The organism is Allobosea thiooxidans, assembly GCF_900168195.1.
GTDB lineage: Bacteria > Pseudomonadota > Alphaproteobacteria > Rhizobiales > Beijerinckiaceae > Allobosea > Allobosea thiooxidans.
In genome coordinates, this window is record NZ_FUYX01000002.1 from 504370 (window position 1) to 526464 (window position 22095).

Genomic DNA, 22095 nt, shown 5'->3' on the forward strand with positions numbered 1-22095 from the left:
GCTGAAAGAGCCGGGACGGCGTCAAGCTTATGGGGATCTCATCGTGAACTTTGAGCATCGGGGCGTGGGCCAGAACAGTCTCGGCGGCAGCGTGTACCAACATATCGCCGAGGCCCTGACAAAAGGGGCGCTGAAGCCCGGCGACCGTCTCAAGATCCGCGACCTCGCCCAGCAGATGGGCACCAGCGTGACGCCGGTGCGCGACGCCGTGCTCCGGCTGGTGCATGAGGGGGCGCTCGCGCTGAAAAGCCCGCGCGACATCCGCGTCCCGAGCCTGCAGCAGGAACGCTATCTCGAAATCCGCGTGATCCGCCTGAAGCTGGAGGGGCTCGCGGCGGAGGGCGCCGCCATGAACGCGACGCCGACCGACATCGCAAGGCTGGAACGGTTGACGGAAGACAACGAGCAGGCCCTGGCGCGCAGCGAGTTCACCCGTGCGACGGCGATCAACCAGGTCTTCCATTTCGAACTGGCCGAGATCGCCGCCATGCCGATCCTGCGCGGCATCCTGCAGAATCTCTGGCTCCAGATGGGCCCCGTCATCGCCGCCGCCTACGCGGATGGCGGGCGGACGATGATCGAACATCACTACGACGTCATCGACGCGATCCGGCGCCACGAGCCCCAGGCGGCGAAGAGGGCGATCCGCGAGGACATTCTCGCCGGGGGCGACGTCATCCTCAGCAACCGCATCCTGATCCCGTCCGGCGGCGCAGGCCCGCAGCCCTAGCCGCTCACGAACGGAGCCTCCCGATCATGACCGCGGCGAGCCTTCCGATGGCGGCGCGGGTCGCCCGGCGGCGGGAAAAACACGTTTGAGACCAGCAGAGATGCATCTCCGGATCAGGGCGATGCGGCGATGCATCCAGGGACCTTTGCCATGATGACCAGCCAGATTTCGGAAACGAGCGTCCTTCTCGACACGGCTTCGCCGGAGCTGTCGCTGCGGGATGTCGAGCGCATCGCCCGGGACGTCTTCGGGCTCGCCGGCGAGGCCAGTGAGCTGACCGGCGAGCGCGACCGCAACTACCATCTGCGCGCGGGCGATGCGCACTACGTGCTGAAGGTCAGCAACCCGGCCGAAGATCCGCAGGTCATCGATTTCCAGACCAGGGCGCTGCTCCACATCGCCGCCGTCGATCCCGGCCTGCCGGTTCCCCGCTTGCGCCCCACTCGCACCGGTGCGGCGGATTGGCTGCTCGAGGGGCCCGGCCAGGCGCCGCGGCTGGTCCGGGTGCTCTCGTTCCTGCAAGGCCTTCCCATGCACAAGGCTTCGCCCAGCCTGAGCCTGCAGCAAAATCTGGGGCTTCACGCAGCACGGCTCGACCTCGCGCTCCGCGGTTTCTTCCATGCGGGCGCCGGCCATGAGCTGATGTGGGACCTGAAGCACGCGAACACCCTGCGTCCGCTGCTCGAGCATATTAGCAATCCCGCCCAGCGGGCGCTGGCCGCGCGGGTTCTGGATAGTTTCGAACGCCATGCTCTGCCCATGCTGCCGGGCCTGCGCGCCCAGGTGATCCACAATGACCTCAATCCGCACAACGTGCTGGTGGCGCCCGACGATCACAGCCGCATCGCCGGGATCATCGATTTCGGCGACATGGTCCATGCGCCGCTGATCAACAGCCTGGCGGTGGCCGCCGCCTATCAGGTCTCGGAAACCGGTCATCCGCTGGAGATGGTGGCTGCGATGGTCGCGGCCTATCACCAGCTCGTGCCGCTGGAACCCGTCGAGCTCGACCTCCTGTTCGACCTCATCACGACGCGGATGGTCCTGACCGTGGCGATCTCGGGCTGGCGCGCAGCCCGCTATCCCGAGAACCACGCCTATATCCTGCGCAACAACCTGCAGGCCTGGGCGCGCCTGACACGCTGCGACACGTTGGATCGGACAGACGCTCAGGCCTATCTGCGCCAAGCCTGCCGGGTGGAGTGACGACGATGACGATGATCAACGCCTACGACCCTGCCGCCGCCGATGCCCTGGCCGTGCGCGAGCGCGAAATGGTGGAGCGCCGCCGGCGCCTGCTCGGCCCGGCATACCGGCTGTTCTATGCCGACCCGGTGCATGTGACCCGCGGCGAGGGCGTCTGGCTCTACGATCCAGAGGGCCGCGCCTATCTCGACGTCTACAACAACGTCGCCTCGGTCGGGCATTGCCACCCCCATGTCGTTGCGGCACTCGCCAACCAGGCCGGCCTGCTCAACACCCATACGCGCTATCTGCACGATACGGTGCTGGACTATGCCGAGCGGCTGCTGGGGTATTTTCCGGCAGAGCTGGGGCATGTGATGTTCACCTGCACGGGCAGCGAGGCCAATGATCTCGCCTTCCGCGTCGCCCGCGCCCATACGGGCGGAACCGGGTTCATCATCACGCAATTCGCCTATCACGGGGTCACCAACGCGATCGCGGAGATGTCGCCCTCGCTCGGCGCAGGCATGAAGCTGGGGCAGGGCGTCTACCGGGTGCCGGCGCCCGACGCCTATCGCAATCCGGACCAGGACATCGGCCGGATCTTCGCCGCCCATGTGCGGCAGGCGCTGGCCCAGATGCGGGCCGACGGCGTCAAGCCGGCGGGGCTGCTGGTCGACACGATCTTCTCCAGCGACGGCGTCTTCGCCGATCCTCCGGGCTTCCTGCGGGAAGCCGTCGAGGCCGTACGCGAAGTGGGCGGGGTCTTCATCGCGGACGAAGTCCAGCCCGGCTTCGGCCGGACCGGCGACGGCATGTGGGGCTTCCAGCGCCATGGCGTCGTGCCCGACATGGTCACCCTGGGCAAGCCGATGGGCAACGGACATCCCATGGCGGGCATGGTCGCGCGGCCGGAGGTGCTCGCACGCTTCGGCGAGCGTCTGCGCTATTTCAATACTTTTGGCGGCAACGCCGTTTCCGCCGCCGTCGGGATGGCGGTCCTGGACGTCATCGAGCGTGAGAAGCTGGTCGAGAATGCCGCGACGGTCGGAGCCTACCTGCGCCAGGGGCTCGAAACCCTGGCTCAGCGGCACGCCCTCATCGGCGATATCCGTTCCGCCGGCCTGTTCGTCGGGACGGAGCTGGTGCGCGACCGCGCGACGCGCGAGCCTGCGACCGAAGAAACCGCCCGCATCGTCAACGGGCTGCGCGCCCGGCGCGTGCTGATCAGCGCGGCGGGGCCGGCCGCAAACGTGCTCAAGATCCGGCCGCCGCTCGTCTTCTCGCAGGAGAACGCCGACCTCTTCCTTGCCGCTTTGGACGAGGTCGTGACCGATGTCGCCAACGGATCCTCGTCCTGAGGAGCACATAGCTCTGCCCGATCATGGAGGTCCGTGCGGTCGGCTCGGCTTTGTGCCTCTTCCGCAGGTCTCGCGAGGATCGTGCCGGTGGCGCGGGGCGCGAACGCCGGCGTCACAGGCGGCAGATCGTTGCGGAACCAGACGCAGGCCGGCAGGAGAGGCGCCGGCCTGCGTCGCCGGCAGGGTCTAGGACAGATCGTTGGGACGCTGCGTGACCAGCGCGGCGATCGCGTCGGCTGTAGCCGCGGACAAGGTCCAGCCGAGATGGCCGTGGCCGGTGTTGTAGAACACCCTCGGGCTGCGGCCGCGCATCACGCGTGGGAGCATGTCCGGCATCATCGGCCTCAAGCCAGCCCAGGGCACGACCTGGCGCGTGCTCATTTCCGGGAAATGCTTGCGGCACCAGGCAATCAACGGCTCGATGCGGGCCGCCCGGATATCCTTGTCGTAGCCGTTGAACTCCGCCGTCCCCGCGACGCGGAAGCGCTTCACTCCAAGGCGGCTGGTGACGATCTTGGCCTGGTCGTCGAGCAGGCTCGTCCAGGGAGCGGCATCCTGATCGGCCTTCTCCGGCAATTCTACAGTGATGGAATAGCCCTTCACCGGATAGACGTTCACCCGGTCGCCCACCTTCGCTGCGAGCTGGCGGGAGCCGACGCCGCCGCAGACCACGATGGAATCGAACGTCGCAACCTGCGTATCCCTCGCGCGATCCGCCGCTCCGCATTGGCTAAAGCCGACCTCGACCGACCTCCCGCCGGGCGTGATCGAGAGGACATCGATGCCGAACCGCATCTCGGCGCCCAGCCGCTCGCAGGCCCGCGACAAGCCGGTCGTGAATTTATGGATATCGCCAGTGAAGTCCGAGGGGGTGTAGAACCCGCCATGGAACTCGCCGCGGAGAGCCGGCTCGATCGATCGGATTTCCTGCGGCGTCACCGAGCGTCGCTCCAGCCCCGCCTTGGCCAGGAGCGACGTCACCCGTGCGGCGGCCTCGAAATCCTTCCTGCCGCGATAGACATGCAGAATTCCGCGCTCCTCGCAGTCGAAGGCGACGCCTTCCTCCGCCGCGATCGTCCGCAGGTGATGCCGCGCCTCCATCGCGAGGCGGGCGGTCGTGATGGTGTTTTCCTCATAGCGCGGGATGGCGGCGACGAATTCCGCCATCCATGAAAGCTTGTGCCATCCCGGCCGCGGACCGACGAGCAGCGGGGCGCCCGGCGTGAACATCCATTTGATGCCCTTCAGCATCGTCGCCCAGCTGTTCCAGACCTCGGCATTCGAGGCGGAGAGCTGGCCGCCATTGGCGAAGGAGGTCTCCATCGCGGCATAGGGGTGCCGCTCGAACACGGTGACCCGGCAGCCGCGCTTCAGCAGGTTGTAGGCGGTGGTGATACCGGTGATCCCGGCACCGATGACGGCGATGTTGGTGTTTTCAGTCGACAAGAAAGCGCTCCCTCCGCAGCCTCTGCGGATGTGGCGCCCCCTCTGTCATTGGCCTGAGAGCTTCGCCCACGCTCATCATCGAGCAACGGGCTTACACCGTCGGCGGGAGCGATCGCTCCGCTTTTCAGAGTTTCAATTCGGGTGCGGTTCTTTTGCCTGAGAGTTTCCGGGGCGGTTGCTCCGTCGGCGCCTTCTCGTGTGACCGAGACGATCTCTCCCGCGAATCCTTGTTATCGTAACCGCGTTCGGAAGCCTATCGCTTCCCGAAAACGGCCACTGTCGTCAGGCTCTTCCCCGTCGGGTGGCAGGCAGAGTCGGTGCTTCCAGCCTCGGCATCAAGGCTTCGCGCCCATCGTCAGAACGCGATCGAGGAAGCGGTCGGTATGAGGCTGCCAGAACGCGCGGCCTTCCGCCGTCGGAAAGAGCCTGTGCCCATCCTCCCCGAACGAATCCAGGAGATGGAACTCGGCATCGCCGCCGGCGGCCCGATAGGCTTCGGCCATGCGCGTGGTGAGGGAACCGTCGAAGAAGCGATCGTTCTTGGTATAGATCCACAGGGTCGGGATCTTCGACGTGCGCCCGAAGGTTGCTGCGGCATCGATCAGCTTTTCCGGGGCGCAACTCTGGTTCGGTCGCCCGCCCGCATAGCCGCCGCGGCCACCGGCGAAGTTGATGACGGCCCGGACGCCTGCCGGGCTCCGGCTCGCCGCGGCGAGCGAGCCCCAGCCGCCGGCCGATTGGCCGACGAGCAGGATGCGGTCGGCCTGGACGGTGGGAAGGTCCGCAAAATAGCGGGTCACGGCCTGAATATCGTCCGCTGTCGCCAGCCCGCCGCCAACAAAGTCCGGCTGGCTGCAAGGCCCATAGGTTTCGGCCCATGCGCCTCCGCGCGGGCCGTATCCACGGCGCAGTGGCATCACGACCATGAAACCGCGCGAGACGAGCCAGTCGGCTCCGGCGCGGTATTCGGGCGGCGCCATCGTCTTGCGCGCGGCGGCGTTTGCCGGCGAACCGTGGCTGACGACAGCGAGCGGGAAGGGGCCGGGACCGGGCGGAACGAAGACGCGGGCCGGCAGCAGGATATCGACGCCCTCGGCGTCCTTGCCCACGGGGACGAACCAGGCCTGCTCATCGGCGCGTTCGCGCTCGACGGACAATCGCCCCGGCTGCGGAAGCGCAACGCTCTCCCACGGATTGGCACGCTCCGCCTGAGCCGGAGTGTTCAGGCCCAGCGCCAGAGCCGAGACAGCGGCGGCATATTTCAACGGAACGATCCAGTCGCAGGCGAAGGTGATGCCCGATGCGAAGAGAGACATATTTGCATTCCATCCCGATCGATTTCCGTAAAGAAGTAGTTTGATGATTTGGAGTCAAGTGATATTGCTGCGCTCCAGGAGTGAATTGGCTGTTTCAGATGATTATGCGAAAATGTATTTAGATTATGCATTTAAAGCATAATCTAACACTTGATGAATGGTGTCGATTACGAACAATCTGCTCCCAATAAGATCGTGATCGAGGCGGCCGTGATGCCGATGTCGATCCGCATGGGAGGGATATCCGAATGTTGATCCGATTTGCCCGCGCCGCTCTGGCGGGCTCGCTTCTGCTCGGCTCCGCCGTGACATCGGGGCAGGCCGCGACGCCCAAGGACGTCTTCGTCATGGCGAGCGACCTCACGACCTTCATCACTTTCGATCCGGCCGCAGCCAACGAGTCGTTCCCCAACGAATTGCTGCGGCAGATGTGCACGCCGCTGCTGTCGCTCGACCATCAGGACCCATCGAAAGTGGTCGCGGGCCTCGCCGAGACATGGTCGAATTCCCCGGACGGCAAGACGTGGACGTTCTCCATCCGGCGCGGCATGGTCTTCGCCTCGGGCAAGCCGGTGACGTCGTCGAGCGTCGCCTGGTCGATGCGCCGGTCGATGAAGCTGAACCTCGTCACCGCCAGCCTGATGCGCGACTGGGGGCTGAGTTCGCCGGACCAGATCGCGACGCCGGACGACCATACGCTCGTCATCACCCTGACGAAGGATCTCGCGCCGTCGATTACGCCTTTCGCCTTTACCAATCACCGCCTGGGCGCGGCGCTCGACGCAGACACGGTGATGGCGCATGAGAAGGACGGCGATCTCGGCGCCGGCTGGCTGAACACCAATGTCGCCTGCTACGGCCCCTACCGCCTGAACACGCTGCGTGCTCAGGAAGTGGTGATCCTGGAAGGCTATCCGAAATTCTGGAGCGGGGCGCCGGCGATGAAGCGGATCATCGTGCGGCATGTGCCGGAGCCGGGCGCGCAGCGGCTGCTGCTCGAGAAGAACGACATCGACTACGCCAAGTCGGTCGAGGCCTCGTCCCTGGCGGCGATGGTCGCCAATCCGGATCTGCGCTTCCAGTTCAAGCCGCGGCTCGACAGCGTCTATCTCGCGCTCAACCAGAAGGACCCGGTCCTCACCAATCCGAAGGTGATCGAGGCCTTCCGCTACCTGATCGACTACCAGGGCCTGAGCGAGACGGTGCAGAAGGGGCGTGCCGAAATCCGTCAGAGCTTCGTGCCCGCCGGCGTGTTCGGGGCGCTGCCGAAAGGCGAGGACCCCTATCGGCTCGATATCGCCAAGGCGAAGGCCCTGCTGGCCGAGGCGGGCTATGGCGACGGGTTCAAGAAGACCATCCTGACGATGACGAACTACCCGTTCCCGGACCTGGCGCAGAACCTGCAGCAGAATGCGGCGAAGGCCGGCGTGACGCTGGAGGTCCGGACCATGGCGACGGCCCAGCTCTACACGCTGATGCGCAGCCGCGACTTCCAGATGCTGATGGCGGTCTATGACTACGACTATCCCGACGCCAACGACATGGCGCTGCGGATGGCCTACAACCCCGACAACAGCGACGCGGCGAAGGCCACCAATTTCCTCGCCTGGCGCGCCGCCTGGGCACCGGGCGCTTGGTTCAAGGAGCAGGTCGAGACCGCCCAGCGCGAGCGCGATCCGGCCAAGCGCACGGCGCTCTATGCCGAGCTGCAGCGCCGCCACATGCAGGAATCGCCGATCATCGGCATCTTCCAGCGGCTGGGCGCGATGGCCCTGCACAAGCGGGTCAAGCGCTTCGACTATAACGGCGCGGAAATCTTCTACGACACGATCCAGAAGGACTGAGTCGTGAGCTCCCTGACCGATCTCGCGCCGCGGCGGCCTGTCCGCGCGCGCCTGCCGCGCCGGGTGCTCCCCATCCTGCGCGGCAGCCTCTCCATCGCGCTCACCCTGCTCGGCCTGCTGGCCCTGACCTTCTTCATCGGCCGCGTGCTGCCCTTCGACCCGATCGCCGCCGTGGTCGGCGAGAAGGCCGATGCCAGCGTCTACGAGACCGTGCGCGCCAGACTGGGTCTCGACCAGCCGCTCTACGTCCAGTTCGGCCTGTTCCTGCGCGACATGCTGAGCGGGAATTTCGGACGAGCGATCTTCACCGGCAATGCCGTCGCCGATGATCTCAGGCACGTCATTCCCGCGACGGTCGAGCTCGCCACCGTCGCCATCATCATCGGCTGCGGGCTTGGCATTCCCTTCGGCGTCGCGGCTGCGGTCTATCGGGGGCGGCCGATCGACCATGCCGTGCGGCTTCTGTCGCTGATCGGGCATTCGGTCCCGATCTTCTGGCTCGGCCTGATGGGGCTGATCGTTTTCTACGCCTGGCTCGGCTGGGTCGGCGGCTCCGGACGGGTCGACATCTTCTATCTCGACGCGGTGCCGCGGCGGACAGGCATGCTGCTGGTCGATTCCCTGCTGGCCGGCGACTGGGACGTCTTCGTCAGCGCGCTCAGGCACATCATCCTGCCGGCGCTCCTGCTCGGCTATTCGTCGATGGCCTATATCAGCCGCATGACCCGCAGCTTCATGCTCGACCAGCTCGGGCAGGAATATGTGACCACGGCACGGGTCAAGGGGCTGTCGCGGCGGCGCGTGGTCTGGGGGCATGCCTTCCGCAACGTGCTGGTCCAGCTCGCGACCATCGTCGCGATCTCCTATGGCGGGTTGCTCGAAGGAGCGGTGCTCACCGAGACGGTCTTCGCCTGGCCCGGCTTCGGCCAGTACCTGACCACCGCGTTGATGATCGGCGACATGAACGCCGTGCTCGCCTGCACCCTGATCGTCGGGTTGGTCTTCATTTGCCTGAACCTGATCACCGATCTCCTCTATCGCTTCCTGGACCCGCGCACCCGATGACGGTTCAATCCTTCGAACGCGACGCCTCGTTGCGAACCTGGCTCCTCGCCGAGGCGCCGGAATCCGGCTTCCAGGCCTGGTCGCAGAGCTTCTACCTCGCCTGGCTGCGCCTGGCCGCGAACCCGCTCGCGGTGATCGGCCTCGTCGTCCTGCTGGCACTCGGGCTGGTCGCCCTGATGGCGCCCTGGATCGCCACCCACTCGCCCTTCGACCAGGTCCTGACTGAGCGGCTCCAGCGCCCGAGTGCGGCGCATTGGCTGGGAACCGACGAGCTCGGCCGGGACGTCTTCAGCCGCATCGTCTACGGCGCCCGGACCACGCTCTACATCGTCGGCCTCGTCGCCGTGATCGTCGGGCCGATCGGCCTGTGCATCGGCGCGACGGCCGGCTATCTCGGCGGCTGGGTCGAAGCGCTGCTGATGCGCATCACCGATATCTTCCTGTCCTTTCCGAGCCTGATCCTGGCGCTGGCGTTCGTCTCTGCGCTGGGGCCCAGCCTCGACAATGCGATCATTGCGATCGCGCTCTCGTCCTGGCCGGGCATCGCCCGCCTCGCACGGGCCGAGACGCTGACGATCCGCTCCAGCGACTATGTCGATGCCGTCCGCGTCATGGGCGCCTCGACGCCGCGGATCATCTTCAAGCATGTCATGCCGATGTGCCTGCCCTCGGTCGTCGTGCGGGTGACGCTGAGCATGGCCAGCGTCGCGCTGACGGCGGCTGGCCTCGGCTTCCTAGGCCTGGGTGCGCAGCCGCCGACGCCGGAATGGGGCGCCATGCTCTCGACCGCCCGGCAATACCTGCTCGAGCACTGGTATCTCGCCGCCATGCCCGGCCTTGCCATCCTGACCGTCAGCCTCGCCTTCAACCTGTTCGGCGACGGGCTGCGCGACATGCTGAACCCGCGCAGCTGAAGGAGATGGCGATGACTTCGAACAGCCCCATCCTCACCGTCGAGGATCTGCGCGTCGGCTTCCCGACGCCGCGCGGCACGGTGGAGGCCGTGCGCGGCATCAGCTTCGCGATCGGCCGCAACAAGGTCGGCATCGTCGGCGAATCCGGCTCCGGCAAGTCGATGACCGGCCGCGCGATCCTCAAGCTTCTGCCGGGCGGAGCGACCTCCAGCGTCAAGTCGATGAAGCTCGGGGACACCGATCTCGCGGGTCTCAGCGAAAGCGAGATGCTGGGCGTGCGCGGCAAGCGCATCTCGATGATCCTGCAGGACCCCAAATACTCGCTCAACCCGGTCATGCGGGTCGGGCATCAGATCGCCGAGGCCTTCCGCGTCCATCATCGTGCTTCCAAGGCTGAAGCGGAGGAGCGGGCACTGGAAATGCTTGCCGCGGTCCGCATCCGCGATCCCAGGCGCGTGTTCTCGCTCTACCCGCACGAGGTTTCCGGCGGCATGGGGCAGCGCATCATGATTGCGATGATGCTGATCCCCGAGCCCGAGCTCATCATCGCGGACGAGCCGACCTCGGCGCTCGACGTCACCGTCCGACTCCAGGTCCTGGCCATTCTGGACGAGCTCGTGACCACGCGCGGCATCGGCCTGATGTTCATCAGCCATGATCTCAACCTGGTTTCGACCTTCTGCGACGAGGTGCTGATCATGTATGCCGGGCGCATCGTCGAGCGCTGCCCCGCCGCGGAGCTGCACCAGGCGAAGCACCCCTATACGCGCGGGCTCCTGGCCTCGCTGCCCCGGCTCGAAGACGGCCATAAGCGCCTGCGGGTGCTGGAGCGCGACCCTTCCTGGCGCGACGAACCCATTCCGGCGGAAGCATGATCGAAGTCAGCCAGCTGCGCGTCGCCTTCGGCGCGGATGAAAACGAGACCATCGCCGTCGACGATGTCTCCTTCACGATCCCGGAGGCGACCGTCTACGGGCTGGTGGGGGAATCCGGCTGCGGCAAGACCACGATCCTGCGCTGCCTGTGCGGCCTCAACCGGCAGTGGTCGGGCTCGATCAGGATCGCCGGCAAGCCGGTCGGACCGGTGCGCGACCTCGCCTTCTACCGGATGGCCCAGATGGTGTTCCAGGACCCTTACGGTTCCCTGCATCCCCGGCACACCGTCAACACCATCCTGTCGGAGCCGCTGCTGGTGCACGGCATCGCCGATATCGGCGCGCGCGTCTCCCGCGTGCTCGCCCAGGTCGGGCTCGGCGAGAGCTTCCGCTTCCGCTATCCGCATCAGCTCTCGGGCGGCCAGCGCCAGCGCGTCGCGATCGCCCGGGCCTTGATCCTCGAGCCGCGCATCCTCTTCCTCGACGAGCCGACCTCGGCGCTCGACGTGTCGGTCCAGGCCGAGGTCCTCAACCTGCTCCGCGACATCCAGGTCGAGCAGGGGCTGACCTGCGTCCTCGTCAGCCATGATCTGGCGGTGGTCGCGAACCTGTGCAACCGGCTTGCCGTGATGAAACAGGGCAGGCTGGTCGAGGAGCTGGGCGTCGCCGATCTGATGTCGGGGCGTGCCCATGGCGGCTACACGCAAAGGCTCATCGCCGCCAGCGCGGGCTATGATCGCGCGCTGGTCAGTCTCGATTCGGACTAACCCGGTTCTGCGGGGGCAGAAGCCGTCCGGGCATCGCCTCCGGACGCAGTCGGGCGCTGCGATCCTGTCGCGCTAGGGGGGAGCCATGGAGGTCAAATGGTTGGAGGATTTCCTCAGCCTGGCGAACACGGCCAGCTTCTCCCGTTCCGCCGCCGAACGCCATGTCACCCAATCCGCCTTCAGCCGTCGCATCAGGCAATTGGAGGATTGGGTCGGGCTGCCCCTGATCGACCGCGCCACCTATCCGGTCCGGCTGACTGCGGCAGGGGAGAGTTTTCGCGGGACGGCGCAGGAGTTGCTGCAGGACCTGCTGCGCGCCAGGGATAATCTGCGGGAGAAGCAGGGCCTGCGCGCCAACACCCTGACTTTTGCAGCGCTCCACACCTTGTCGCTGACCTTCTTCCCGCAATGGCTGCGGCGCATCGAGCCTCGCTTCGGCGGGCTGCGGACGCGGGTGAGCGCCGACAATAACGGGATCGATTCCCTCGTGACCTCGCTGCGGGAAGGCGGCAGCGATTTCCTGTTGATGTATTCGCATAGCGCGGTGCCGGTCTTCATCGGCGACAGCGACATCACCCATCGGCGTCTGGGGGACGAGCGCGTGATCCCTGTTTCCGCCCCCGATGCCAGCGGCCGCCCGCTTCATCGGATCGCGCCGGGAGCAGCGCCGCCGCGGCACCTCGCCTATGGCGCTGGGGCGTTCTTCAGCCATGCGCTGGCCGACCTGTTCGCGAGGCGGCCGCTCGAGCGCATCACGATCCACGAGAACACGATGTCTGAAGGCCTGAAGGCGATGGCGCTGGCCGGTTGGGGACTGGCCTGGATCCCGGAAAGCATCGTACGGCTCGATCTCGCCGGCGGGCAGCTCGTGCGCGCGGCCGATCCCAGCTGGGACCTGACGGTCGACATCAGGCTTTACCGATCCTTGTCGAACTCCCGTCCGGTCGTGGAGCAGTTTTGGCGCATCATCAGCGAGGAGCAGGCCGAGCCGCTCGACGTGAAACCGCAAATGGCGTGCGGTTGAGTGCGTGGCCGGCCTCCTTCGAAAACCATCCTGACGCTTCGCCTTTGCAGAGAAGGCTCGTTGCGCTCGGAACGCGGCATTCCAAGGTGATATGTCCGTCGCCGCTTCCGGGTTTTTGATGCAGCCGCGGATGCCATTGTCGCTCGCAGGCTGCGTCGCCAGGCACCAGGTTTCGGCCAGCGGGATCAGCCCCGAGCGCTGTGGGATATTGGCAGCGAGCGCCTGTCAAAGAGACGCCTTCAGCTGTGCAATGACCGTTTCCAGTTCTCGTCGGTGCTCCCGGCAATCGAGAGCGGCCTCGATCGCCAGACCGCATTCCAGGACGCTTCGTTCGGCATATCTTGGCCCCGCGATCTGGAGGCCGACCGGCGGCCCGGAGCGAGCCAAGCCGTACGGCATCGTGAGGGCAGGCTGACCCGTCAGGTTGAACGGCAAGGTGAACGGCACGCCATCGCGCCAGCGGTCGTAATCGGGCGAGTGGTAGATTGTCTCCACCGGCGGCGCGACATGCGGCACGGTTGGCGTCAGCAGCAGGTCGTAGTCGCGGTGGAAGGCCGCAAACTCCCGGCGCGGCGGGGATCAGGACGGTCAATCCGTCCTCTTTCTTACCGCGTGGGTCAGACACTGATCTCCTTCTCGCCTCCAGAAACGAGCTTGTTCGCCTCATCCTGCAGTGCGCGCACAAAGTTGCGGGCCATTACAGGTATTGCCCGCGTCTTCGAGAACACCACATGGGGCCGTGTTTCGATCTGCGGCCGAAATCTCACGATCCGCAGTTCGGGAAAGCCGCCGGCGAGCTTCGGAAACGCATCGACGAAGGCCACTCCCGCGCCAGCCTGGACCAGCGTATAGGCCGTGCGCGTGTGGTTGACCGTGAAGCTCACCTGGAATGGCGTGCCGCTATCCTCGAATGCAGCGCGCATGTGCCGGCCGGTATAGGTCTCCTCGGAAAATCCGATGATCGGATGTGACACGAGGTCCGCGGGCTTGAGCTGCCGGCGTGCGGCAAGCGGATCGTCGGCACGGACAATGCAGCCGACCTCGGCGCGGCACAGCTCGCTCGCCTCGAGGTCCAGCCCGGTCGGCGCTACGTCGACAACCCCGAGATCGACCTGATGCGTCGCCACGGCATCGATGGCGTGGCGCGTGTTCATCGAGCGGATGTCGAAACGCAGGCCTGGATGCTGCCGGTGGAACTTCGCGACGGCATTGCCGACCAGCGTCGTCGACAAGGTCGTGACGGTGGCGATCGTGATCCTGCCGCTGAACCCGTCCCGGATCTCGTCGGCCAGGTCCTGGATCGCCTGCACATTGCTGAACAGGCGCTCGACCTCGGGCAGCAGGGACTCGGCCTCGGGCGTCAGCTGCAGGCGCCCGTTCGCGCGGAAGAACAGCGGCAGGTCGATACTCGCTTCGAGCAGGCGCACGGATTTGGTGACCGCCGGCTGGGACACATGAAGCATGCGTGCAGCCGCCGAAATCGAGCCTGTCTTCACGACCGCGCGGAAGACGGCGAGGTATCGGACATTGAGCACGGCGCTTCTCCCCATAACTTTGAGTTTCATGAAGCCTAATAGACGATATTGGACGTAATATTTTGTGCGTCATAGGCTCCACGGAGTTCGAGGCCCTGTGAACCTCGAGTTCGGCGGAAGGGACGCCCGTGTCGAGACGAGAAGACATCATCGCGCTGCCGGTGCCGACGGTGGAGGAGCGGATCCGGCAGATCGAGGCGGAACCGCTGCCTGCCAATATCGGTACATTGCTCGAGGAAGCGGCGGCGGAGGTGCCCGGCCGGCTCGCCTGGAACTTCTTCGAGAGCAACGAACGGGTCACTTACCGGGACCTGGTTCGGCGCGTGCACGCATTGGCCAACAGTCTTGCGCAGGTCGGCATAAGACAGGGCGATCATGTCGCGGTCATGCTCCCCAATGTCGAGGCGATGCCGCTCAGCTGGCTCGCACTCACCCTGATGGGCGCGACGATGGTGCCCTGCAACATCGCCTATACCGCGCGTGAAGTGGCCTATGTGGCGGATAACGGCGACGTCTCGTGGATCATCATCGACGCCGAATGCCTGCCGGTGCTGGAGAGCCTCTCGCCGCTGCCGGGCAAGCTGGCGAGCGAGCGCGTCATCGTCGTCGGCGACCGGTCCGCAAAATACCTGCGATGGGAGGAGATCGCGGCATCGGGCGAGGGACGTCACCAGCCGGCAAAGGCCGTGCAGCTCGATAACCTCGCCAACATCCAGTACACCTCGGGCACGACCGGCTTCCCGAAAGGGTGCATGCTGTCGCACCGCTATTGGTTGACGACCAGCAAGGTCAACGCGCGGCGCGACGGGCTGAAGTACCGCAACATCCTCTGCCCGACGCCGTTTTTCTACATGGACCCGCAATGGCTGCTGCTGATGGCGTTCCATCAGCGTGCGACGCTGCATGTCGCGCGGCGCCAGAGCCCGAGCCGGTTCATGCAGTGGGTGCGCGACTACGAGATCAATTTCTGCCTGCTGCCCTATCTGGTGCTGAAGCAGCCGCCGTCGCCCGACGACAAGAAGCACGCACTGATGCGCTGCAATGTCTACGGCATTCCGCAGAACATCCATGCCGAGCTGGAGGAGCGCTTCGATCTGATCGCGCGAGAAGCGTTCGGCATGACCGAGGCGGGGACCTGTCTGTTCATGCCGATCCAGGCGGCGGACATGACCGGCTCCGGCTCCTGCGGCAAGCCCGGGCCCTTCCGCCAGGCGCGCATCGTCGGCGAGGACGGCAAGCCCGTCGCGCAGGGCGAGATCGGCGAGCTGCAAATCCGCGGCCCCGGCATGCTGCAGGGCTATTACAAGAATCCCGAAGCGACCAACGCCGCATTCGACGGGGACTGGTTCCGCACCGGCGATCTGTTCCGCCAGGACGAGCGCGGATACTACTACATCGTCGGACGGGTGAAGGACATGGTGCGGCGCGCCGGCGAGAACATCGCCGCGCGCGAGGTCGAAGCGGTGATCACCGGCCTGCCGCAGGTCGTCGAAGTCGGCGTCATCCCCGTGCCGGACGAGACACGGGGCGAGGAGGTCAAGGCCTGCATCGTGCTGCAGCCGGGCCTGTCGGCCGGCGACGTGCCGCCGCATGTCATCTTCGAGCACTGCACGTCGCGCCTCGCCGCATTCAAGGTGCCGCGCTACCTCGCCTATGTCGACGAGCTGCCGAAGACGCCGTCCGGAAAGGTCGCGAAAGGCACCCTCAAGTCGATGAGCACCGATCCGACGGCCGGAAGCTACGACCGCGTGCAGGAGAAATGGCGATGAGCCGCCCCGCCTATATCGACTATGGCAGCACGCCGCCGGTCCCGACTCTGCGCAAAACGGCGCCGCATCTGTCCAATTATCGCCGGGTCTACCGCGCGAGCGAGCGCGCGGCGCAGCCGGCGGAAGCCGCCAAGCCCGAGACGCTCGAGGACTATCTGGCCGGCTATGAACGCAACAATGCGCGCCATGTCGTGATCAAGGCGCGCGACCTCGAATCCACCTTCGATTTCAAGGTGCGCAACGAGGACGTCGCGCAGTTCTGCAAGGATCACGGACCGCGCTTCATCGGTTTCGCGGGCGTCGATCCCCACAAGGGCATGGAGGCGGTGCGCGAACTCGAACATGCCGTGCGCGAGCTCGGCCTGCGTGGGCTCAATCTTCAGTGCTTCGAGAACAAGCTGCGCTGCAACGACGCCAAGATGTTCCCGCTATACGCCAAGTGTATCGAGCTGGACATTCCGGTGAACATCCATTGCAGCACCAATTTCTCGACAGCGACGCTGATGGACTATGGCCGGCCGATCTATCTCGACGAGGTCATGGTGCATTTCCCGGAGCTGCGCGTCGTGGCCTCGCCGCCGGGCTTTCCCTGGGTGGATGAGCTGATCGCGGTCGCGTGGCGGCATGCGAATGTCAGCATCGGGCTCGTCGCAATGCGCCACAAATACCTGAACGTGCCGAACTCCGGCTACGAGATGCTCCTGCAATACGGCAACAGCGTCCTGCAGGACCAGATCATCTACGGCTCGGCCTATCCGATGATGCCGATCGAGCGCAGCCTGGCCGAAATCGACGAGCTGCCGCTGAAGGACAGCGTGCGCCAGAAATGGCTGCACGACAACGCAGCCCGGCTACTGGGTGTTTAAAACGGCTCACAAGAGCCATTTTCGAGGGGAAACGCCGATGCTTAAACGAGTTCTGGCCGTGCTATGTGCCGCCGGCGCGATGTCCGGTCTGGCTTCCTTGCCCGCGCAGTCCCAGGCGTCGGCCAAGCCCTCCCAGATCGTCGTCAACGACTCAGGTGGCGCGACGCAGCAAGCCAATCGCAAGACGTTCTATAACGCCTTCGAGAAGCAGACGGGCGTGAAGATCGTCAACACCAGCCCCGTCGACCTCGGCAAGCTGAAGGCCATGGTCGCCAGCGGCAACATCGAATGGGCGGTCACCGAGATCGCAGGTCCGGATGCCGTGACTGCCGAGCGGATGGGCTTGCTCGAGCCGCTCGACCATTCCGTGATCGACCTCTCGAAATTCCCGGAGCATCTGCGCAACCGCAAATTCGTGTTTCCGAAGAGCGTCTATTCGACGGTGATCGGCTACCGGAGTGACACCTTCAAGAATGGCGGCCCCAAATCCTGGGCCGATTTCTTCGACGTGCAGAAGTTCCCGGGCCCGCGCACGATGCAGAACAGCCCGATCGAGCAGCTTGAATTCGCGCTGCTCGCCGACGGCGTGCCGATGGACAAGCTCTATCCGCTGGATGTCGACCGCGCGTTCAAGAAACTCGACACGATCAAGAAGCACGTAGCGGTCTGGTGGACGACGGGCGCGCAGTCGGCTCAGATCCTGATCGACAAGGAGGCCGTGATCGGCACCGCCTGGAACGGCCGCTACCATAGCCTGATCAAGGAGGGGGCTCCGATCCAGATCGAGTGGAATCAGGGCGCGATCAAGGAATCGGCCTTCGGCATTCCGAAGGGTGCGAAGGACGCCTATTGGGGCCAGCGCGTGCTCGCGGCCATGGCCGACGCCAAGCTGCAGGGCGAGTATGCGAGCATCATCGGCTATCCCGGCGTCAACCTCGAGGCCACGCAGCATACCGACCCGAAGATGGTGCCGTTCCTGCCGACCAATCCGGAGAATCTGAGCAAGCAGTTCTGGATTGACCTCAACTGGTGGGCCGACAACGGGCAGCAGGTCCAGGAGCGCTGGGCGCGCTGGATGCTCGAGCGGTGACGCCTGCCATGGCAACGCAGGACGCCGGCACATTGGAGGTCGTCGGCGCCACGCGGCGCTTCGGTGCGGTAACCGCGCTCGCCGGCGTCGACCTGACGGTCCGGCGAGGGGAGATGCTGACATTGCTCGGGCCGAGCGGCTCGGGCAAGACCACGCTGCTGAAGATCGTCGCCGGTTTCGAGACGCCCGATGAAGGCGCGGTTCGTGTCGACGGGCGGGACATCACGATGGCCCCGCCCGCCAAGCGCGACATCGGCATGGTGTTTCAGAACTATGCCCTGTTTCCGCACATGACCGTCGCGGAGAACGTGGCGTTCCCGCTCCTGATGCGCCGCATCCCGCGTGCCGAGCGGGAGCGGCGCGTGCAGGAAACGCTCAAGCTGGTCGACCTGCCGACGCATGGCGGTCGGTTGCCGAGGCAATTGTCGGGCGGGCAGCAGCAGCGCGTGGCCCTGGCGCGCGCAGTCGTATTCGATCCGCAGCTGCTTCTGCTCGACGAGCCGTTCGGCGCGCTCGATCGGCAATTGCGCGAGCAGATGCAGCTCGAGGTGCGGCGGTTGCAGCAGAGGCTGGAGCTGACGGCGCTGTTCGTCACCCATGACCAGGAAGAGGCGCTCGTCATGTCCGACCGCATCGCGGTGATGGGACAAGGGCAGATCGCGCAGCTCGGCACGCCAGAGGAGATCTATCGCGCACCCTCGAGCCGCTTCGTTGCCGGCTTCATCGGGGAATCGAACCTGTACCGCGCACGACCGCTGGACGATGCGACGGCCGAGCTCGAGGGCGGCATGCGGGTGCCGCTCCCGCACAAGTGGCCTGGCGGCACGGGGGATCTTGGCCTGATGCTCCGGCCCGAACGCGTGCGCTCGCTAGGCCCGGACGATGCGGCCGACATCGCCTTCGACGGCCTCATCGAGGAGGTGGTCTATCTTGGCGAGACCATCAAATATCGCATCAGGTCCGATGATGGGCGGCTGAGCGTTCTCGCGCGCTGGCCGCTGCACGAGGCCAATCGCATCCTGAGCAGCGGGCACCGCGTCCGCGTCGGCTGGCGCAGCGCGGACATGCATAGTTTCCCATGGTCATGAGCGCATCCGCCACGACCCCGAACGAGCTCCGCGCGGGCGCTCTACGTCGCCGGTGGTGGCGCCGGCACCGTGACGGTTTCGGCTCGCTGGCAGCGGCAGGGCCGGCGCTGCTCTTCCTGCTGGTCCTCTATCTGATCCCGATGGCGATGCTGCTTGCGCAGAGCTTCGAGGGGGCATCGCTCCCGCATTACCAGAAGGCGCTGACCGACGACCTCTATCTCCGTGTGCTGTTCGACACGCTTCTGATCGCGGCCTGCGTCAGCCTGCTTTGCCTGGTCCTGGCTTATCCCGTGGCCTATGCCCTCTCGATTCTGCCGTCGCCCTGGCCGGCCGTGGGGATCGCCTTCATCCTGCTGCCGTTCTGGACCAGCGTGCTGGTCCGGACCTATGGCTGGATGGTGCTGCTGGGCCGCAACGGGCTGATCAACCGCATGCTGTCCGATCTGGGGGTGATCGAGACGCCGCTGCCGCTCCTGAACAACATGACCGGCGTGCTGATCGGCATGACGCATGTTCTGCTGCCTTACATGGTGTTCCCGCTCTATGCCGTGATGCGGCGCATGGACCCGAACCTGGCGCAGGCCGCGCGGGGGCTGGGAGCGTCCGGCTGGGACGTGTTCCGGCGTATCTATCTGCCGTTGACCCTGCCCGGTGTGCTGGCGGGCATGACCCTCGTCTTCGTCCTGTCGATCGGCTTCTTCATAACGCCGGCGCTGCTCGGAGGCGGCAAGGTGCACATGATGGCTGTTCTGATCGAGCAGCAGGTGCGCATGTTCCTGAATTGGGGCTTCGCGGGCGCGCTGTCGGCGGTGCTGCTGGGAGCGACCCTGCTGGTCTACATCGTGCTTCGCCGCCTGCTCCGGGGGAACATGCAATGGAGCTGAGGAGGGGACGCAGGCGAGGCGCAGGGCGCTGGAGCGCGTGGCATTTCGGGCTGTTTGCCTTCACCGCATTGGTGCTGCTGTTCCTGATGGCACCGCTGGTGGTGGTGTTCCCGATGTCGCTCAGCTCCTCGTCCTACCTGCAGTTCCCGCCGCCGGGCTGGTCGCTGCGCTGGTACGAGCAGTACTTCACCGACTCGACCTGGATCGATGCCACGCTGCGCAGCATCAAGGTCGCGCTGGCGACGACGGTCCTGGCGACGGTGCTGGGCACCGCCCTGTCGTTCAGCCTGGTGAGGGGGCGCTACCCCGGCAAGGAGTTCGTGAACCAGATCTCCCTGATGCCGCTGATCGTGCCGGTGATCATCTATTCGATCGCCGTCTATGGCTGGTTCGGCCAGCTCAAGCTCATCGGCCTGTGGCAGGGGATCGTGCTGGGCCACACGGTGCACGCGATCCCATTCGTGGTGATCATCATGACGGCTGCGCTGCGCACCTTCGACATCGCGCAGGAGCATGCCGCCATGAGCCTGGGCGCCAATCGGGCTCAGGCGATCTGGCACGTGACGCTGCCGCCGCTCAGGCCCTCGCTGATCTCGGCAGCCTTCCTTGCCTTTATTTCCTCCTTCGACGAGCTCGTGGTGGCGATGTTCCTCGGCGGGTCGAACATGACGCTGCCGAAGAAGATGTTCGACAACATCGTCAACGAGATCGACCCGACGATCGCAGCGGTGTCGGTGATCCAGGTCGTCCTGGTGACGGTGATCCTGATCCTGGTCTCGAAGCTTGGCTCCGGGGCGGTGCCGACAGAGCGCTAGGGTCTGAAAAGCCGTGCCGGCCGGTCGCGCGCGCAGATTGAATGATCGCTCGAAAGCGGACGTCGGGGAGGGCGGGTCTTTGCGCCCCTAGCGTTCCGCGCGCGGCAGAACACAGGGGCGATCGGATAAATCGATCAAATCGAGAAGCCGCGGGCCACTCTGAAGAATTCCCTGATACTGCGCGTATTCATGCGGCTCTTCAGGCAGGCGACTTTTCCCCAAGGGGAGTCGCCTATCCGAAACCAGTCGGTCGCAGGGGGCGGCAGCGCAACCGGTGGGAGCGACGGGATTGGTCACCGGCCTGTCATGGATGGGACAGTCGGCGCACGTCGGCGGGGCCGATATTGGCAGTCATGAGCCGCTTCCTACGGAGCGGTGGTCTGCGCGTCATGGCTCAGTGCGGACTGCCTGACTTCCGCCGGCGTTTGGCCGTATCGCGCCCGGAACTGCCGATAGAACGTCGACGGCTCGGTAAAACCGGCTTCGAAGACGATGTCTGCGATCCGTCGCAGCACCTGCCTGCGGTCGCAGAGGCAGCCATGGACATAGTCCAACCGCCGCTCCGTGAGATAATCCGAAAAGCTCGTGCCGTCCTCGGCGAAGAGCTGGCGGATATAGCGATCGCTGATTCCGAAGGTTCGCGACAATTGCCCGACGCAGAGGGCCGGATCGAGGAGATTGTGATCGATGTGCTGCTTGAGGCCGGCCAGCCGCGCCGCCCGGATGCCGGGCGAGGGATGGCCGCCGCGCCCGGCCTTGAACGCCTCTGCCAGGATGTCGGCGATATGCCGTGATGCCAGCGGCGCGAGGGCGGCGGGCGTCTCCATCCGGAGCAGCGACGAGAGATAGTCGAAGAGCAGCTGATGCGCCGGCTGGGTCCGGCCGATATGGTCCGGCGCGATATCGTCGAGATGTCCGATCAGCGGCGCCAATAGCGAGCGCTTGAACTGCAGCGCCATGGTCCATTGCGAATCCTCGGCCTGGACCGACCAGCGCCGGTCGAGCGACAGGATCGCGGCCGTACCGGGCTTTGTCTCGAACTCGCCGCGCCCAGGCACGTTGAGCCGGTATCCCCCGCGGTTCCAGGACAGGATGATGTCGTCATTGCCGTCCGCCATCAGCTCCGAGGTGCGTTGCCAGCTCATCGGCGAGACCGCGCCCAGCGTGCACATCATCTCAGGCAGGATCAGCGTCCTGGCGTCGAAGGCGAGCTCGTGATCACGGGTCGGCCTGATCTGCAGGCGCATCTGGATGCGGCCGTAGAAGTCGCGGATGAACTCGTCGCGATGATGCTCCGGAATGTCGCTGGCTGAGAACGAGGCCGTCTGGACGACGCTTTCGGCGGACATGGTCGGCGATTTCCGTGGAGCTTTACGGAAGGTGAGCGAATTCCCGCGCCACCGCAAGCGGCGCAGCGGTGATCGAGTTCCGCCGCTGCGAGCTTCAGCTCCGCCAGCGCCACACATGATCCGGCCAGCTGTGCTAGCAGAAACGTCGACGCTGGCCGTGGTGCCGGTCGCG

At 65.6% G+C, this 22095-nt stretch carries 19 protein-coding genes, 1 pseudogene and 1 riboswitch; of the genes and pseudogenes, 15 read left to right on the forward strand and 5 right to left on the reverse strand.

Translation table 11 applies throughout. The features are described 5' to 3' along the window. Positions 1-64 precede the first annotated feature (64 nt). From B5Y19_RS05460 to B5Y19_RS05470, 3 genes are all read left to right on the forward strand, one after another. Complete coding sequence (locus tag B5Y19_RS05460; RefSeq protein WP_055726775.1) at positions 65-730, forward strand: GntR family transcriptional regulator; 666 nt, start codon at positions 65-67, stop codon at positions 728-730. A 150-nt stretch (positions 731-880) separates the two neighbouring features. Then, on the forward strand, positions 881-1936 hold the full coding sequence (locus tag B5Y19_RS05465; RefSeq protein WP_055726809.1) for a phosphotransferase: 1056 nt from the start codon (positions 881-883) through the stop codon (positions 1934-1936). A gap of 5 nt (positions 1937-1941) precedes the next feature. Next, positions 1942-3276: an aspartate aminotransferase family protein gene (locus B5Y19_RS05470; protein ID WP_055726776.1), complete on the forward strand. Its 1335-nt coding sequence runs from the start codon at positions 1942-1944 to the stop codon at positions 3274-3276. Positions 3277-3462: 186 nt separating this feature from the next. Here the strand turns inward: B5Y19_RS05470 and B5Y19_RS05475 are convergent, their stop codons facing one another. Both B5Y19_RS05475 and B5Y19_RS05480 read right to left on the reverse strand, forming a co-directional pair. Then, a complete protein-coding gene (locus B5Y19_RS05475) occupies positions 3463-4722 on the reverse strand; it encodes a D-amino acid dehydrogenase (RefSeq protein ID WP_079591191.1) in 1260 nt (419 codons plus the stop codon). Positions 4723-4856: 134 nt separating this feature from the next. Beyond that, positions 4857-4952: riboswitch (glycine riboswitch) on the reverse strand. A gap of 105 nt (positions 4953-5057) precedes the next feature. Beyond that, on the reverse strand, positions 5058-5879 hold the full coding sequence (locus B5Y19_RS05480) for an alpha/beta hydrolase family protein (RefSeq protein WP_176168569.1): 822 nt from the start codon (positions 5877-5879) through the stop codon (positions 5058-5060). Between the two features lie 407 nt (positions 5880-6286). On the opposite strand from B5Y19_RS05480, the gene B5Y19_RS05485 reads away from it, so the two are divergent. The 6 genes from B5Y19_RS05485 (at position 6287) to B5Y19_RS05510 (ending at position 12527) form a co-directional block, all read left to right on the forward strand. Beyond that, the gene (locus B5Y19_RS05485) at positions 6287-7882 is read left to right on the forward strand and encodes an ABC transporter substrate-binding protein (protein ID WP_055726778.1); all 1596 of its coding nucleotides are present in this window, start codon (positions 6287-6289) and stop codon (positions 7880-7882) included. A gap of 51 nt (positions 7883-7933) precedes the next feature. Then, a complete protein-coding gene (locus B5Y19_RS05490; RefSeq protein ID WP_055726811.1) occupies positions 7934-8947 on the forward strand; it encodes an ABC transporter permease in 1014 nt (337 codons plus the stop codon). Continuing rightward, positions 8944-9861 carry a nickel transporter permease gene (nikC, locus tag B5Y19_RS05495; protein ID WP_055726779.1) on the forward strand — a complete coding sequence of 306 codons (918 nt, stop codon included), beginning with the start codon at positions 8944-8946 and terminating at the stop codon, positions 9859-9861. Before B5Y19_RS05490 ends, nikC begins: the two co-directional genes overlap by 4 nt. An 11-nt stretch (positions 9862-9872) precedes the next feature. After that, on the forward strand, positions 9873-10736 hold the full coding sequence (locus B5Y19_RS05500; protein WP_055726780.1) for an ABC transporter ATP-binding protein: 864 nt from the start codon (positions 9873-9875) through the stop codon (positions 10734-10736). Continuing rightward, positions 10733-11503 carry an ABC transporter ATP-binding protein gene (locus tag B5Y19_RS05505; protein WP_055726781.1) on the forward strand — a complete coding sequence of 257 codons (771 nt, stop codon included), beginning with the start codon at positions 10733-10735 and terminating at the stop codon, positions 11501-11503. The genes B5Y19_RS05500 and B5Y19_RS05505 overlap by 4 nt, the downstream gene beginning before the upstream one ends. An 85-nt stretch (positions 11504-11588) precedes the next feature. After that, positions 11589-12527, forward strand: coding sequence for a LysR substrate-binding domain-containing protein (locus B5Y19_RS05510; protein WP_055726782.1), 939 nt, complete (start codon positions 11589-11591; stop codon positions 12525-12527). 225 nt (positions 12528-12752) lie between these two features. Here B5Y19_RS05510 and B5Y19_RS05515 read toward each other — a convergent pair. Continuing rightward, positions 12753-13085 (reverse strand): annotated as a pseudogene (locus B5Y19_RS05515) (amidase family protein); the annotation flags it as partial. Positions 13086-13144: 59 nt separating this feature from the next. Continuing rightward, on the reverse strand, positions 13145-14092 hold the full coding sequence (locus B5Y19_RS05520) for a LysR substrate-binding domain-containing protein (protein ID WP_079591194.1): 948 nt from the start codon (positions 14090-14092) through the stop codon (positions 13145-13147). Between the two features lie 98 nt (positions 14093-14190). Here B5Y19_RS05520 and B5Y19_RS05525 point away from each other — a divergent pair, with 98 nt between their 5' ends. Genes B5Y19_RS05525 through B5Y19_RS05550 form a run of 6 tightly spaced genes read left to right on the forward strand, consistent with a single transcriptional unit; the run spans position 14191 to position 20574 of the window. Next, the gene (locus B5Y19_RS05525; protein WP_055726785.1) at positions 14191-15831 is read left to right on the forward strand and encodes a class I adenylate-forming enzyme family protein; all 1641 of its coding nucleotides are present in this window, start codon (positions 14191-14193) and stop codon (positions 15829-15831) included. Continuing rightward, on the forward strand, positions 15828-16697 hold the full coding sequence (locus tag B5Y19_RS05530) for an amidohydrolase family protein (RefSeq protein WP_055726812.1): 870 nt from the start codon (positions 15828-15830) through the stop codon (positions 16695-16697). The genes B5Y19_RS05525 and B5Y19_RS05530 overlap by 4 nt, the downstream gene beginning before the upstream one ends. Positions 16698-16734: 37 nt before the next feature. Further along, the gene (locus B5Y19_RS05535; RefSeq protein ID WP_197282394.1) at positions 16735-17787 is read left to right on the forward strand and encodes an ABC transporter substrate-binding protein; all 1053 of its coding nucleotides are present in this window, start codon (positions 16735-16737) and stop codon (positions 17785-17787) included. A gap of 8 nt (positions 17788-17795) precedes the next feature. Next, the gene (locus B5Y19_RS05540) at positions 17796-18875 is read left to right on the forward strand and encodes an ABC transporter ATP-binding protein (protein ID WP_055726787.1); all 1080 of its coding nucleotides are present in this window, start codon (positions 17796-17798) and stop codon (positions 18873-18875) included. Then, positions 18872-19759: an ABC transporter permease gene (locus tag B5Y19_RS05545; protein WP_055726813.1), complete on the forward strand. Its 888-nt coding sequence runs from the start codon at positions 18872-18874 to the stop codon at positions 19757-19759. The genes B5Y19_RS05540 and B5Y19_RS05545 overlap by 4 nt, the downstream gene beginning before the upstream one ends. Next, entirely contained in the window at positions 19750-20574 is an 825-nt protein-coding gene (locus B5Y19_RS05550) for an ABC transporter permease (RefSeq protein WP_079591195.1), read from the forward strand. The genes B5Y19_RS05545 and B5Y19_RS05550 overlap by 10 nt, the downstream gene beginning before the upstream one ends. Before the next feature lie 365 nt (positions 20575-20939). Here the strand turns inward: B5Y19_RS05550 and B5Y19_RS05555 are convergent, their stop codons facing one another. Continuing rightward, a complete protein-coding gene (locus B5Y19_RS05555; protein ID WP_055726788.1) occupies positions 20940-21923 on the reverse strand; it encodes a helix-turn-helix transcriptional regulator in 984 nt (327 codons plus the stop codon). Positions 21924-22095: the final 172 nt, after the last annotated feature.

Excerpts from the sequence above, each read along its gene's own strand:
- B5Y19_RS05465 (WP_055726809.1), top strand. The coding sequence starts at position 881 with ATGATGACCAGCCAGATTTCGGAAACGAGCGTCCTTCTCGACACGGCT.
- B5Y19_RS05470 (WP_055726776.1), top strand. The coding sequence starts at position 1,942 with ATGACGATGATCAACGCCTACGACCCTGCCGCCGCCGATGCCCTGGCC.
- B5Y19_RS05485 (WP_055726778.1), top strand. The coding sequence starts at position 6,287 with ATGTTGATCCGATTTGCCCGCGCCGCTCTGGCGGGCTCGCTTCTGCTC.
- nikC (WP_055726779.1), top strand. The coding sequence starts at position 8,944 with ATGACGGTTCAATCCTTCGAACGCGACGCCTCGTTGCGAACCTGGCTC.
- B5Y19_RS05500 (WP_055726780.1), top strand. The coding sequence starts at position 9,873 with ATGACTTCGAACAGCCCCATCCTCACCGTCGAGGATCTGCGCGTCGGC.
- B5Y19_RS05505 (WP_055726781.1), top strand. The coding sequence starts at position 10,733 with ATGATCGAAGTCAGCCAGCTGCGCGTCGCCTTCGGCGCGGATGAAAAC.
- B5Y19_RS05510 (WP_055726782.1), top strand. The coding sequence starts at position 11,589 with ATGGAGGTCAAATGGTTGGAGGATTTCCTCAGCCTGGCGAACACGGCC.
- B5Y19_RS05520 (WP_079591194.1), bottom strand. The coding sequence starts at position 14,092 with ATGAAACTCAAAGTTATGGGGAGAAGCGCCGTGCTCAATGTCCGATAC.
- B5Y19_RS05530 (WP_055726812.1), top strand. The coding sequence starts at position 15,828 with ATGAGCCGCCCCGCCTATATCGACTATGGCAGCACGCCGCCGGTCCCG.
- B5Y19_RS05535 (WP_197282394.1), top strand. The coding sequence starts at position 16,735 with ATGCTTAAACGAGTTCTGGCCGTGCTATGTGCCGCCGGCGCGATGTCC.
- B5Y19_RS05540 (WP_055726787.1), top strand. The coding sequence starts at position 17,796 with ATGGCAACGCAGGACGCCGGCACATTGGAGGTCGTCGGCGCCACGCGG.
- B5Y19_RS05545 (WP_055726813.1), top strand. The coding sequence starts at position 18,872 with ATGAGCGCATCCGCCACGACCCCGAACGAGCTCCGCGCGGGCGCTCTA.
- B5Y19_RS05550 (WP_079591195.1), top strand. The coding sequence starts at position 19,750 with ATGGAGCTGAGGAGGGGACGCAGGCGAGGCGCAGGGCGCTGGAGCGCG.
- B5Y19_RS05555 (WP_055726788.1), bottom strand. The coding sequence starts at position 21,923 with ATGTCCGCCGAAAGCGTCGTCCAGACGGCCTCGTTCTCAGCCAGCGAC.